Annotated in this window: 13 protein-coding genes; 2 read left to right on the forward strand and 11 right to left on the reverse strand. The window is 33.5% G+C overall.

Going from position 1 to position 13,179, the window contains the following annotated elements; all coding sequences use genetic code 11:
* Nucleotides 1-6: 6 nt before the first annotated feature.
* The 3 genes from Z054_RS0121345 to gcvP form a co-directional block, all read right to left on the reverse strand.
* Complete coding sequence (locus Z054_RS0121345) at nucleotides 7-1,065, reverse strand: 3-oxoacyl-ACP synthase III family protein (RefSeq protein WP_024772067.1); 1,059 nt, start codon at nucleotides 1,063-1,065, stop codon at nucleotides 7-9.
* A gap of 220 nt (nucleotides 1,066-1,285) precedes the next feature.
* Nucleotides 1,286-1,651 carry a group III truncated hemoglobin gene (locus tag Z054_RS0121350; RefSeq protein ID WP_024772068.1) on the reverse strand — a complete coding sequence of 122 codons (366 nt, stop codon included), beginning with the start codon at nucleotides 1,649-1,651 and terminating at the stop codon, nucleotides 1,286-1,288.
* A gap of 112 nt (nucleotides 1,652-1,763) precedes the next feature.
* Nucleotides 1,764-4,619: an aminomethyl-transferring glycine dehydrogenase gene (gene gcvP / locus Z054_RS0121355; RefSeq protein WP_024772069.1), complete on the reverse strand. Its 2,856-nt coding sequence runs from the start codon at nucleotides 4,617-4,619 to the stop codon at nucleotides 1,764-1,766.
* A 227-nt stretch (nucleotides 4,620-4,846) separates the two neighbouring features.
* Here gcvP and Z054_RS0121360 point away from each other — a divergent pair, with 227 nt between their 5' ends.
* A complete protein-coding gene (locus tag Z054_RS0121360) occupies nucleotides 4,847-5,587 on the forward strand; it encodes a UbiA prenyltransferase family protein (RefSeq protein WP_051473841.1) in 741 nt (246 codons plus the stop codon).
* Here the strand turns inward: Z054_RS0121360 and Z054_RS0121365 are convergent.
* The 8 genes from Z054_RS0121365 to Z054_RS0121400 form a co-directional block, all read right to left on the reverse strand.
* On the reverse strand, nucleotides 5,576-5,836 hold the full coding sequence (locus Z054_RS0121365) for a hypothetical protein (RefSeq protein ID WP_024772071.1): 261 nt from the start codon (nucleotides 5,834-5,836) through the stop codon (nucleotides 5,576-5,578). The genes Z054_RS0121360 and Z054_RS0121365 overlap by 12 nt on opposite strands.
* A gap of 50 nt (nucleotides 5,837-5,886) precedes the next feature.
* Nucleotides 5,887-6,135: a hypothetical protein gene (locus Z054_RS0121370; protein WP_024772072.1), complete on the reverse strand. Its 249-nt coding sequence runs from the start codon at nucleotides 6,133-6,135 to the stop codon at nucleotides 5,887-5,889.
* A 5-nt stretch (nucleotides 6,136-6,140) separates the two neighbouring features.
* Nucleotides 6,141-6,695 (reverse strand): sigma-70 family RNA polymerase sigma factor, encoded by a 555-nt coding sequence (locus Z054_RS0121375; RefSeq protein WP_024772073.1) that lies wholly within the window; start codon nucleotides 6,693-6,695, stop codon nucleotides 6,141-6,143.
* Nucleotides 6,696-6,794: 99 nt separating this feature from the next.
* On the reverse strand, nucleotides 6,795-7,280 hold the full coding sequence (locus Z054_RS0121380) for an SRPBCC family protein (RefSeq protein ID WP_024772074.1): 486 nt from the start codon (nucleotides 7,278-7,280) through the stop codon (nucleotides 6,795-6,797).
* 6 nt (nucleotides 7,281-7,286) lie between these two features.
* Nucleotides 7,287-8,195, reverse strand: coding sequence for a TIGR01777 family oxidoreductase (locus Z054_RS0121385; protein WP_024772075.1), 909 nt, complete (start codon nucleotides 8,193-8,195; stop codon nucleotides 7,287-7,289).
* Between the two features lie 13 nt (nucleotides 8,196-8,208).
* On the reverse strand, nucleotides 8,209-9,090 hold the full coding sequence (locus tag Z054_RS0121390) for a methyltransferase domain-containing protein (protein ID WP_024772076.1): 882 nt from the start codon (nucleotides 9,088-9,090) through the stop codon (nucleotides 8,209-8,211).
* 15 nt (nucleotides 9,091-9,105) lie between these two features.
* Nucleotides 9,106-9,546, reverse strand: coding sequence for a hypothetical protein (locus Z054_RS0121395; RefSeq protein ID WP_024772077.1), 441 nt, complete (start codon nucleotides 9,544-9,546; stop codon nucleotides 9,106-9,108).
* Nucleotides 9,547-9,634: 88 nt separating this feature from the next.
* A complete protein-coding gene (locus Z054_RS0121400; RefSeq protein WP_024772078.1) occupies nucleotides 9,635-10,138 on the reverse strand; it encodes a GbsR/MarR family transcriptional regulator in 504 nt (167 codons plus the stop codon).
* Nucleotides 10,139-10,785: 647 nt separating this feature from the next.
* Between Z054_RS0121400 and Z054_RS30485 the strand changes: the two genes are divergently transcribed.
* Nucleotides 10,786-13,170 (forward strand): M20/M25/M40 family metallo-hydrolase, encoded by a 2,385-nt coding sequence (locus Z054_RS30485; RefSeq protein ID WP_152538639.1) that lies wholly within the window; start codon nucleotides 10,786-10,788, stop codon nucleotides 13,168-13,170.
* The last annotated feature ends 9 nt before the right edge of the window (nucleotides 13,171-13,179 follow it).

The following is a 13,179-nucleotide window of genomic DNA, read 5'->3' on the forward strand; positions in this document are numbered from 1 at the left end:
AAAGGTTTAAAATTGGTATAAAAGAGTATTAATGTTCATCCCTGCGCCAACACTGGCAAATAGCAAAATATCTCCTTCTTTAATGGATTGGTTTTTTACTTTACCATTCAAAATAAGGTCATATAGAGTAGGAACAGTAGCAACACTACTATTTCCTAGCTTTTGAATAGTCATGGGCATAATACCATCTGGTACTTCCTGGTCGTATAGATCATAGAATCTTTTTACAATAGCTTCATCCATTTTCTCATTAGCTTGATGAATGATAATTTTTTTGATATCTGTGATGTTAATATCAGTTTTGTCAAGGCAGACTTTCATTGCTTTTGGTACTTGATTTAAAGCAAATTCATATATTTTTCTCCCATGCATTTTGATGTATCTCGTATCATCATTAGAGATGTTATTGTTTGTTTTTCCGAAGAATAGAAAATTACTTTCTTCAAGTGTATGAGAAGCGCTTATTGAAGAAATTATCCCTCCTGGTTGTTTTGTTTTTTCTAGTATCACGGCTCCAGATCCATCAGAATAAATCATAGAATCCCGATCATGTTTATCTATAACACGAGATAAAGTTTCTGCCCCAATAACAAGACATTTTTGAGCCATATTACTTTTTATATATGATTGGGCTTGTATGACTCCTTCTATCCAACCAGGGCACCCAAAAAGCAAATCATATGCAACGCAGTACGGGTTTTTTATTTTTAATTTATGTTTTACTCTTGCTGCAAGACTAGGGACAGTATCTGCCTGAGAGGAGTTTTTGTCTACATCGCCAAAATTATGGGCTACAATAATATAATCAAGGGTTTCAGGATCAATTTTTGAGTCTATAATTGCTTTTTCTGCGGAAAGAAATGCTAAATCAGAAGTGTTTTGATGGGCAGAGGCATATCTACGTTCTTCAATACCAGTAATTTTTTTGAACTTATCAATTATAGCGGTAGTGTTATGTTCGATTAAGACCTTGTTTTCGGTAAAGAATTCATGATTGATAAAGTCGTTGTTTTTTTCAATTTCATTAGGAATATAGCTCCCTGTACCCGTTATTTTGATATTCATTGTACCCAATTATATATTATGGAATGGTAAGGTACACAATAAGAATCATTTTATTATGCACGCATAGCAGATACTACGATGCCCAACCTTTTTTGTTATGTATTTGATTAAACCTTGATTGTGTATTAGAAAATCTATTACAGCTTAAATCTGCTTCGGAATATACCACTGTACTTACCAATTTTTTTAATGCATAATCCAAATTTATAATCAATAAAGCCTATTCTATTTTTAGTTGCATAACCGTTACAATGGATAAGGCTCTTGTTTTGATAAGGTGTGCTTTTTCTCCTTTAAAATTACGATCTACTGTTTTGTGAAACAGGGATAGCCAAGTATCGAAATGGATTTTTTCTAACTTTTTTTTACTGCTTAAGTTTTTATGAATCTGCATCACATTCTTTTTGTAATTTCCTGTTCTAAATAATTGTTGTTCCCAAAAATCTGTGATTTCCGGAATATGTTCTTCGAGATTAATTTTTGCAATTTTGGTAAAAAAGATACCAATAGCGGGATCTGCAAAAGCGTCTTTATAAAAAGCGTTCATTAAGAATTCTATGTCTTGTCTTGAAGTGATATCTTTCATCGGTTTGCTGTGCAGTTTTAAAAATTACACTTATTTTCTAATCATAGTATGGTTAACGAAAAAGAGGTAACCATAAAGTCACCTCTTTATCATTTATGGGATAATAGTTTTTTTAAGCTTCTGTTTCCATATACTCTTCAATAGGAGCACATGTACAAATTAAGTTTCTATCTCCATATGCATCATCTACACGACGAACAGATGGCCAAAACTTGTTATCGGCTACATATGATAATGGATATGCTGCTTGCTCTCTCGAATACGGGAAATCCCAAGAGTCTGCTGTAAGCATAGCCATAGTATGCGGCGCGTTTTTCATTACATTATTTGGATTATCAGCTGTAGCTTCGGCTATTTCCTTGCGTATCGAGATCATTGCATCACAAAAACGATCTAATTCTGATTTACTTTCACTTTCGGTAGGTTCGATCATAATAGTTCCTGCTACCGGGAAAGAAACCGTTGGAGCATGAAATCCATAATCCATAAGTCGTTTTGCAATATCTGTAACCTCTATACCATTTGTTTTAAATGGTCTACAGTCTATAATCATTTCATGAGCAGCTCTTCCTTTTTCTCCTACATACAATACATTGTAATGCCCATCTAAGCGTTCTTTGATATAATTAGCATTCAAAATAGCATATTGAGTAGATTCTTTTAAACCATTTACTCCAAGCATAGTAATATATCCATAAGAAATCAAACATGCCAGGGCAGATCCCCAAGGAGCTGCAGAAATTGCTGTTATTGCCTGATCTCCTCCGGTAGTGATAATTGGATTGCCTGGTAAAAAAGGGACTAGCTGTTGTGCAACACAAATTGGGCCAACACCAGGTCCACCGCCACCGTGAGGTATAGCAAAGGTTTTGTGCAAGTTAAGGTGACATACATCTGCGCCTATTGCACCAGGATTGGTTAAACCAACCTGTGCATTCATATTGGCACCATCCATATATACTTGTCCGCCATTATCATGAATAATTTGAGTGATTTCTCTAATCCCAGATTCATATACTCCATGTGTAGATGGATAGGTAACCATTAAAGCAGCAAGGTTATCTTTATATTTTAATGCTTTTTCTCTTAGATCATCTATGTCAATATTACCTTCTTCGGTAGCTTTGGTAACAATTACTTTCATTCCTGCCATTACTGCAGAGGCAGGATTAGTGCCATGAGCAGATGAAGGAATCAAACAAATATTACGATGATGATCTCCATTCGATTCGTGATATGCTCTAATTACCATTAACCCGGCAAACTCTCCTTGTGCACCAGAGTTTGGTTGTAGAGAGGTAGCTGCAAATCCTGTGATTTCTGTAAGTTGTTCTTCGAGTTTTTTTAGAACTTCTTGATATCCCTGAGCTTGGTATACTGGAGCAAAAGGATGAATATTTCCCCATTGTGGATCACTAAGAGGTAACATTTCTGCCGCTGCATTAAGTTTCATTGTACAGGACCCCAACGGAATCATAGAATGATTTAATGACAGATCTTTTCGTTCTAATTTTTTAATATAACGCATCAATTCTGTCTCAGAATGGTAAGAATTGAATACTTCATTTGTTAAAAACTCTGTATTACGTTTTAGATTTTTATCTATGGTATTTGAATTCTTAATTTCCTGAATAGGAGTATATTCTTTTCCTGCAATTTTCGCAAAAATTGATAGGATCGTATTTAAATCTTCAATTGTTGTTGCTTCATTTAAAGAAATTGAAGCTGTTTCTGAATCTGGATAGAAGAAATTTACTTCACTAGCTTCGGCAATTTCTTTTATTTTGGTTGTATCACCTTGTATGCGAATGGTATCAAAATAAGCTGTGTTAAGTTGATTGAAACCTAATTTTTCTAATTCTGCACTTAATGTTACTGCGGATGCATTAACTTTTGAAGCGATATAACTTAGGCCTTCCGGACCGTGATATACACTATACATTCCGGCCATAACGGCTAAGAGTACTTGTGCAGTACAGATATTAGAAGTTGCTTTATCTCGTTTAATATGTTGTTCACGGGTTTGCAATGCCATTCGTAATGCACGACTTCCATTTAAATCTTGAGTGACCCCTATAATTCTTCCAGGGATAGTTCTTTTATATGCTTCTCTTGTAGCAAAAAAGCCAGCATGTGGTCCACCATATCCAAGAGGAATCCCAAAACGTTGTGTAGTTCCTACGACAACATCTGCGTCAAAGCTTCCCGGAGATTTTAATGATACTAAGCTTAATATGTCTGCAGCTACAGCAACTTTGATTTCTGCTAGGTGAGCTTTTTCAACAAAATCAGCATAATCATATACTTGACCTGATTTACCTGGGTATTGCAAAATAGCACCATAAAACTCGGTCGAAAAATCAAATTGTTGATGATTTCCTACTACCAATTGAATATCAAGAGGGATTGCTCTTGTTTGTAATAAGGAAAGTGTTTGAGGTAATATTTCTTCTGAAACAAAAAACTTGTTTACATTATTTTTTTTCTGATCTCTGGATCGTACAGCGAATAACATAGTCATTGCTTCTGCAGCAGCTGTACTCTCATCTAATAAAGAGGCATTAGCTAATTCCATACCTGTAAGATCACAGATCATGGTTTGATAATTTAACAAAGCTTCTAATCGACCTTGTGCAATTTCTGCTTGATAAGGTGTGTATGCGGTATACCATCCCGGGTTTTCAAGGATATTACGTTGTATAACTGCAGGTAAACTAGCTTCGTGATATCCTAAACCGATATAGGTTTTGAATACTTTATTTTTTGCAGAAAGCTTTTGTATATGTGCAGAATATTCTTGTTCGCTCAAGGCAAAATCTAGATTTAACGATTTTTTTAAAAGAATATCATCAGGAACAGTTTCATATATTAATTGTTCTAAAGAATCTGCTTTAATTGTGTTTAACATCTCACCTAGATCTTTTGTTGAAGGACCTATATGACGTAGTTTAAAGGAATCGGTTTTCATAGCGAAAAAAAACAGTTGAAATTGAGATTTCAAAAATACATATTTAATTGCTAAAACTTTCACAATTAATTAACCTAGACCTATCAAGTTTTTAACCAAATTCGGGTTTTGTTAACACATAACCCCTATTAAGTAACGTGAAAACCTTAAAAAGCATATTCAGATTCTATATTAACGGCAGTATTCATGTTGCTTTAGCTATATGTGCTTTGGTGCAAATTACCTTTATGAAATATGGAATATCTGGTCAATTTACCTATATCCTTTTTTCTTTTTTAGGTGCTATTATGGCATATAATTTTGTGAAATACTCTAAAGTCTCTAAACTTTACCACAAAAGATTGACCAAATCAATGAAAGGGATTCGTGTTTTGACCATTCTTTCTTGTTTGTCCTTTATCTATCTTTCGTTTAAGGTGTCGATTGATACGTGGATATATATGGCTCCATTTATAGCACTTACTGTTTTATATGTTGTACCGGTTTTTCCTAACAAGAAGAACTTAAGGAGTCTTGCAGGGGTGAAAATCTTTATTATAGGTATGATATGGGCTGGTATGACTGTACTGGTTCCATTAGTACATGTTAATGGAAATTTAGATTCAAATTTTTTAATAGAAATGGTTCAACGGTTTTTGTTTATCGTTGTTATGATGCTACCTTTTGAGGTAAGAGATTTGCAGTATGATAATGCAGAGTTAGAAACGGTTCCACAAAAAATTGGAGTGACAAGAACTAAGCTTTTTGGTAGTATTTTGCTGGTTATATTTTTATTGTTGACAGCCGCAAAAGATGAGTTATTATCTTCGATAGAAATTTTGAGTACAATATTGATAACTATAATAAGTCTTTTCTTTTTGTGGGGAACAGAGAAAAAACAATCAGAATATTATTGTTCTTTTTGGGTAGAGAGTGTTCCTATAATGTGGTTACTAATTCTGGTTATTCTGGAATCCTTATTTAGTTAATTCTTTTTGTATTTCTTTTTTCATAGCTTCTTTATCTGAAGCGCTGATCGATTGTGATTTAGATTTGTTGAGGGTTTTTGTGAGTTTTGTATTTCTTTTAGAATACGCCCGGGTTATTTTGCAATATACAAGACGAATGTTAAGTTTAACTATTTCTAGAAAAGAAGCTTCTCCATATTGGTTTTTATCACAAATATGTTTTGCTTCTTCACAGGATACAAGTAATTTCTTCTTATTCGTAGTTTTCATTGTACTATTTGGGTAATTCTTTTATTCGAGGGCATTATAACTATTTAGGATTACATTCTTTGTTTTAGTCGTTCTTTCATTGCTTCTTTATCAGAACGATTGATACTAATCACTTTTGGATTTTTTACCAATTTGGTTAATTTCATGTTTTTTGCAGTGTACTTTCTACAAGCTCTACAGTATATCAAATGTATGTTTAACTTTACTTTTTCCCAAAAAGTAGCTTCTTTATACTGATTTTTATCACAGAAGTGATTTGCTTCTGAACAATTTACTAATATTCCCTTTTTATTACTCATTTTTCCTAAAACCAATTTTTTTCTAGACATTCAGCCATAGCTGTACGTGCTCTATGGATGATCACCCATAGGTTAGACGCAGTGATATCAAATTCATTACAAATAGCTTCAGTATCGAAACCTTGTACTGTTTTTAATTTAAAAATAAGAGCTTGTTTTTGAGGTAATTTCCCCATGCAATCATGTATGGCTAACCCCAACTCTTCGTTTTCGATCTCGCCTTCTGCATTACCATCAAAAGGATCCGCAACACGTTCTTCTAACCAGTCACCTTCAGTTTCAGAATCAGAAGTGTAGTTCATTCTTACTTCTGCTTTACCTTTATTACTATTTATTTTACGATAGTGATCAATGATTTTTCTTTTCAGAATAGAAATAAGCCAAGTACGCTCACTTGCTTCACCTTTGAAATTTTTCATGGATTTAAGTCCGGCAAAGAATGTTTCTTGCACTAAATCTTGGGCAATTTCTTTATCATCAACTCTTACAATGGTATAGTTAAATAGGTAATCACTGTACTTATCCACCCACGCATTAGGGTCTATGGTATTTGTTGACATTATATTTCCTGTTGTTATATTCTCCAAAAATAGGATAAAAAGTTGAATCCTATATATGCTTTAACGAATCAGTACTTTGTGCCTATTAATATTGAATCCTTATAAATAGCTTTTATGAACCGATTTTACTGTGTTTTTGGATTCTAAATGCAATTTTATAGATTGATTACGAGTGGTAAGAAATTGGGTAAGATGCTTTTTTAGGATTAGATGATCAAAAAAAACGCCTAAAACACCGTAGGGGGTTTCGTATTTGAGTATATCGATCATTTCTGTACCTGCTGGTGTTTTATGAAAAACATGCTGGTGCTTAAAAGTTTTAAAACATCCTTTGATCATTTTATCGGTAAAGTTGTTTGGATAATCATACGCTGTAATTATACTTTTGTGAATGAGATAAATTCCAAAATGCCGTCCTCTCCAGGTAACGGTTTCTCCTAATTCGATTAACCCCGAAGTTCTTCCTGCTATGGCTTTTTCTTTTGTTTTTTCTGCAGATATTGTGTGAAAGTCAATGCTTCTAGCTAAATCAAATACTTTTTTGACAGGAGTTTTTATTTGAGTTGTTAGTCGAATGATTGTCATAATTTTCTAAATAAGAGTAATTAACGCTGGTTTAATATCGGGATACAAGAACCGAAATCCATTATGTATAAGTTTTGAAGGAATTACATTTCTGCTCTTGAGTATAAGTTCGGTTTCTGTTTTAATAATTCTTGCTCCAAATTCTAGTATAGGTTTTGAAATAGGAATTCCGAAGGGAATTTTTGCAACCCTTCTAAGTGTTTTCATAAAGGTTGAATTGGTTACTGGTTTAGGAGAAACAATATTTACCACACCTTCAATGCTAGGAGTATTTATAATAAATTCTATACTTCTTGCAAAATCTAGCTCATGTATCCAACTTAATTTTTGATTTCCGTAGCCTTGTTTTCCTCCCAATCCGATTTTGGTTAAATTAAGAATTGATGGCAAAGCTCCTCCTTTTTTACCTAGGACTATAGAGGTTCTTAATGCAATTTTTCTGGTTTTAGGAGTTTGTTGGCTAAAAAATGTTTTTTCCCATGATGTAGCGACATCAACAGAAAAACCAGTTCCTATTTCTCCATCAATTTCATCCATTTCTTTATCTAAAGAATGTCTATAGATGGTTGCGGTTGATGAATTTAGCCAGATTCTGGGAGGGTTTTTGCATTTACTTATGACTTCTCCCAAAATAGCTGTAGAGGTTACTCTTGAATTTAGAATACGATCTTTATTCTTTTGGGTGTATCTACAATCTACTGACTTGCCTGCTAAATTGATTACTATTTCTGCATTCTCTAGTTCATGTGTCCAATCTCCAGAGGTTTTTGCGTTCCAATGAATAAATTGAACATTATTTTCTATTCTACTTTTTCCACGGGTTAGAATTGTAATAGATTCTGCTTTCGTTTTAAAATATGCTATGAGTACTTTTCCAAGAAAACCTGTTCCTGCTGCTATGACTATTTTTTTCATATGTTTTCTAATTTTATTTTTCTGCAGTGATTAAATAATATCCAAAACTTTTGGTATGCAGACCAGAAAGTAGTGCAAATAGTGATCCTTTTAGGTTTTTCCAACTTTGTGGTTTTAGAGTTTCTTTTCTAAATAGTTTTTTTAACATAAACCCTGTAATTGCAAAAGGAACATGAAGAACAGAAGGCGCAACTCTAAATGATACATCCTCGACACTTACATTCTTAAAACCTATATGTTTTAAAGTCTGTTTTACTTTTTTAATACTTCCTAAACCTTCTAGACTCCATCCTTTGCAAAGTTGTTCATAGCAATAATTACTACCTATACATAATTGTTCTTCATCTTTTTTTAAGAACGCATCGGCAATCACTAGTTTAGAATTTGGTTTTAATATTCTATATGCTTCCTGTAAAGCCTCTTTACTATGCCCAGAATGACAGAAACTCTCTATAGCATAAGCTCCATCTACACTGCTAGTTTTAAAAGATGTATGACAATAGTTTTCTTCTAAAATTACCCCATTCTTATGTTGTAATCTTTTATTTCCTTCTCTAACCTGAAAAGAAGAAAGTGTTACACCAATAATATGTAGTAGAGGATACTTTCTTAATCCATACTGTATAGCGCCACCAATACCACATCCCAGATCTGCTACAAGTGAATTTTGTTTAGGAGCTTGTAAGCGATCAAAAACCTGCTGATTCATTTCGTTAAGCATTGAATCTCTTTTCAGGATATTGGTTTTAAAGGGAATATAGTATCCAAAATGCATATTGAAATCGGTACTCCAGAACTCATAATCTTCTGTTGCTTCATCATAAAACCTGATTATTTTTTCTTTTGTAGCAGATTTTTTAAGCTTTAGTTTATGTAATATGGTAAGTGTACTCATGATGATATAGTTTTATTAAAGGTTAAAAAAACCAATACAGTTATAGATTAACAATGAGGTATAAACAGTAGCAAAAAGTACAAATAGGCAATTCATAAAATAGCTACCTATTTTAAATATCTTTTTTTTCGGAATTTCATACATAGGATAATATGCTATTTGAGTTGCAACTTTACCAACCCAATATGCTGCTATTAATCCAGTTAAAGCAATCGCTAATTCAGATTGCCCTTTAAGATGGGAGGGAAGTAGGATTGCTATCAACCCAAAAGAAAAATTAAGACCTTGAATGTACCTTCCGTAAGTTTTTGCAATTTCTTGATTAAGTGGTTTTAATTGTTTTACATCGGTATACCAATCAAATACTTTATGTCTTATGTATGGATATATTAATGCAGTGAATATTTGACCAATACCACCTATAATAATTAACCAGTTCGGGATACTAAATTTCATATTTCTATAATTTTAAAGTTTCAGAAAAAATTGAAACTAACATTGAAAATAAAAAGGAGATATTCTCCTTTCTTTTGGGTGCTGTTTTTTATTTAATAAGTTTTACCAATGCCTTTGTGATCCAGTTATGATCCTGACCAATAACTCTGTTCATTAAAATATCTAATGTATCCGCCATTTCATGTAATGCTTTGGTTTGCTTTATTAATTCTTTGGTTTTTGCAGTTCCATCTTCATCGATGTTCGAAACATCTTTTAAGATTTTAATAGTTGGTTGCAACTCTCTTCTACTTCTTTCTTTGGCGATTTGCCTTGCCAGCTCTTGTACATCCTTTTCTGAGGTGAAATATTCTTTTCGTTCTCCCATTTTATTTTCTTTATATACAATACCCCAATCCATCAATTGGCGTAAGTTCATACTGGTATTTCCTCTGGAGATTTGTAATTGCTCCATGATATCCTCCATAGAAAGAGGTTCTGGAGATATTAATAATAAGGCATGGATCTGTGCCATAGCTTTATTGATACCCCATAAGGTTCCTAAAGATCCCCAGGTAGAAATAAACTTATTTTTTGCTTCATCGTAATTCATGTTACAAATATATGAAAAATTTCAAACTTTCAAAAAATATTGAAAGATTAATAATGTATTTTGAAAATGACCAATAATCCGAGTTAGCTGTATTTTAATATGATTTATTGTATGTGATATACTTAATTAGGGTGTACTAAATTGTGTTTTAGGACATCTTTTTATTGATTTAGGACATGCATATATTGTCTTGACAAGACTTTTTTGATAGTTTAGTTGGCTTAAATACACAAAAATCAACTTATGAAACTCAATAACTTACTTAGGGACATTTGTAATGCGACCCGGGATTCTTCCCGATCTTTACAATTGATCTATAACATCGCTTCACAAAAAGGACTTGGTTACTACAAGGGGTAAGATGTAAATTTTGGAATCACCTTAATTTAGGGTAAAGTACGTATCTAATAATTTGGTAGAAACAAATTTCTTTTTGTTGTTACTATAATCCATCAGAATGAGTGAAAGATCTCAAGTTTTATGGATGATAATTAATAAAACGTATTCACCTTTTATCTTCTTTATAATTGATGGATTATTACGGATTTACCTTGATTATTCTATGATAAAACGTCTTTTGTTCGACCTTGATATTATGTACTTTAGCTAAACAAACACAAATACAAACTCAACAAATTAAACTAACGATGAGAAAACTAAATCTATTTATTTTGGCGGTATCGCTAAGTGTATTGACATCATGTTTATACGCGCAGGAGCGATCAAAAATGTTTTATGCAACCATGGATGCTCATGATGCATTAAAACTAAAAGAAAATCACCCAAATGATGTTAAAATCATTAAATCTGTTAATGAGTATAGTGCAGTAATGCTAAATGCACATTCGGCAGAAGAATTGCATCACACCGGGTTAAGACATGGACCAGGATATTTTTATGAGACTTCAGAAAAAGCTGCTATAGAAGCAATAGTAAAAGCTAATTCAATTCAAAAATCAAAAAATAGTTCCTTAGCAAAAGCAGCAGTCGCTTTTGAGATTACCCAGAATCAATTGGTAAATCAAAGTTTGGGGCTGGTAAATAACTCTAATATTGATAGACAAATTAAAGAGCTTGAGAATTATGGTACTCGTTTCCATACTAAAGCTAGCGCAAAAAGAGCTTCTACAGATTTAAAAGCAAAATGGGAAGGACTTGCTGGTAGTCGTAGTGATGTATCTGTTAGGCTTGTAAATCATTCTGGGACCTCTATGCCATCTGTTATTATGACTATTACCGGTACAGAAAAACCAAATGAGTATGTGGTTTTAGGAGGGCATTTAGATTCGACATCGCCACGAAATCAGAGTGATGCTCCGGGAGCAGACGATAATGCTTCTGGTATTGCAACAATTACAGAAGTTGCCAGAGTATTGTTTAGTATGAATTACAAACCAAAAAGAACAGTTGAATTTATGGCATTTGCCGCAGAAGAAATCGGTTTGGTAGGGTCTAAAGAAATCGCGAGAGATTATAAAAATCGTAATGTGAATATAGTGAGCTATATGCAATTGGATATGACGAACTATAAAGGTTCTACACAGGATGTCTTTATTACAACAGATTCATACAATAGTACTTCTTTAAATAATTTCTTAAAGAAATTAATGGATCACTATAATGCTTCAGGAACACATAAAATTACGTATAGCAATTCTGCATGTAACTATGGATGTTCTGATCACCATAGCTTTGCACAACAGGGATATGAAACAGCATTCCCTATAGAAGCAAAATTTAGTGAGAGTAACCCTAAGATTCATACTTCTGGAGATACATCATCTAATTTTCCTACGGCAAATGCAACTCATGCAGCCAAATTTGCAAAATTAGCTCTAGAGTATCTTATAGAGATTTCTAATGCAGGTTCTGGTGGTAATCCTCCAACAGGATATTGTGCTTCTAATGGGCAAAAAACATCAGATGAATATATTGGTAAAGTTGCTCTAGGAACAATAAATAAAACCTCTACTGCAGGAAGCGGAGGGTATAGTGATTTTACAGCAGAAACGACCAACCTTTCTAAAGGAACATCACATACCATTACGGTTACACCAAAATGGTCAGGAACTAGTTATAATGAAGGATATGCTGTGTGGATTGATTATAACCAGGATAAAGATTTTGCTGATTCTGGTGAATTAGTTTGGAGTAAAGCAGCTTCAAAAACAACACCAGTGAGTGGTAGTTTTACAGTGCCAGCAGGAGCAAAAAATGGAAGCACAAGAATGAGAGTTTCTATGAAATATAATGCAATCCCTACAGCTTGTGAATCTTTTGAATATGGAGAGGTAGAGGACTATACAGTTGTTATCGGGGGATCCACTGGAGGAGATGCTCAGGCACCTTCTACTCCAGCAGGATTAGCATCGTCAAATGTAGCCCAAACTACACTAACTTTATCATGGACATCTTCTACAGATAATGTTGGAGTGACTGGATATGATGTGTATAAAGGAAATACGGTTGAAACTTCTGTTTCTGGAACCACAGCTAATATCACTGGATTAACAGCTAGTACTGCCTATACATTTAGTGTAAAAGCAAAAGATGCTGCTGGTAATGTATCTGCTGCAAGTAATGTGATAAATGTAACTACCACAGGAGGAAGCAGTGATCCTTGTGCTGGTGTTGCGCCATATAACTCTTCTACAAATTACCAACCTGGAGATCGAGTAACGTATCAAGGTAATCTTTATGAAAGAACCAATAATAATGGTTGGAATCATATTGGGCCTTGTGGAGCTCTTTTTGCAAGAAGTTCTGCTGTCGATTTATTATCTGATGATAGCTTGTCTTTTGATTTTTACCCTAATCCTGTAACAGAAGGTCATATAGAGCTTACTGTTAATAATGAATTATGGAAATCAGGAAGTGTGTTGGTTGTAGATGTAAAAGGAAATATCGTACAAGAGGTGAAGCTTAAAAGTAAAGCTACTCAAATCAATACCTCAAAATTTTCTTCTGGAGTATACTTTTTGACACTTTTTAATGGATCAAAAAGTGCTACAAAGCAGATGATTATAAAATAGTAATAAAGG

The organism is Aquimarina macrocephali JAMB N27, assembly GCF_000520995.1.
GTDB classification, from domain to species: domain Bacteria; phylum Bacteroidota; class Bacteroidia; order Flavobacteriales; family Flavobacteriaceae; genus Aquimarina; species Aquimarina macrocephali.

What these genes read in the sequence shown, in the direction of transcription:
- Z054_RS30485 (WP_152538639.1), top strand. Translation starts at nt 10,786, where the DNA reads ATGAGAAAACTAAATCTATTTATTTTGGCGGTATCGCTAAGTGTATTG.
- Z054_RS0121380 (WP_024772074.1), bottom strand. Translation starts at nt 7,280, where the DNA reads ATGACAATCATTCGACTAACAACTCAAATAAAAACTCCTGTCAAAAAA.
- Z054_RS0121365 (WP_024772071.1), bottom strand. Translation starts at nt 5,836, where the DNA reads ATGAAAACTACGAATAAGAAGAAATTACTTGTATCCTGTGAAGAAGCA.
- Z054_RS0121400 (WP_024772078.1), bottom strand. Translation starts at nt 10,138, where the DNA reads ATGAATTACGATGAAGCAAAAAATAAGTTTATTTCTACCTGGGGATCT.
- Z054_RS0121370 (WP_024772072.1), bottom strand. Translation starts at nt 6,135, where the DNA reads ATGAGTAATAAAAAGGGAATATTAGTAAATTGTTCAGAAGCAAATCAC.
- Z054_RS0121395 (WP_024772077.1), bottom strand. Translation starts at nt 9,546, where the DNA reads ATGAAATTTAGTATCCCGAACTGGTTAATTATTATAGGTGGTATTGGT.
- Z054_RS0121390 (WP_024772076.1), bottom strand. Translation starts at nt 9,090, where the DNA reads ATGAGTACACTTACCATATTACATAAACTAAAGCTTAAAAAATCTGCT.
- gcvP (WP_024772069.1), bottom strand. Translation starts at nt 4,619, where the DNA reads ATGAAAACCGATTCCTTTAAACTACGTCATATAGGTCCTTCAACAAAA.
- Z054_RS0121385 (WP_024772075.1), bottom strand. Translation starts at nt 8,195, where the DNA reads ATGAAAAAAATAGTCATAGCAGCAGGAACAGGTTTTCTTGGAAAAGTA.
- Z054_RS0121360 (WP_051473841.1), top strand. Translation starts at nt 4,847, where the DNA reads ATGAAATATGGAATATCTGGTCAATTTACCTATATCCTTTTTTCTTTT.
- Z054_RS0121345 (WP_024772067.1), bottom strand. Translation starts at nt 1,065, where the DNA reads ATGAATATCAAAATAACGGGTACAGGGAGCTATATTCCTAATGAAATT.
- Z054_RS0121350 (WP_024772068.1), bottom strand. Translation starts at nt 1,651, where the DNA reads ATGAAAGATATCACTTCAAGACAAGACATAGAATTCTTAATGAACGCT.
- Z054_RS0121375 (WP_024772073.1), bottom strand. Translation starts at nt 6,695, where the DNA reads ATGTCAACAAATACCATAGACCCTAATGCGTGGGTGGATAAGTACAGT.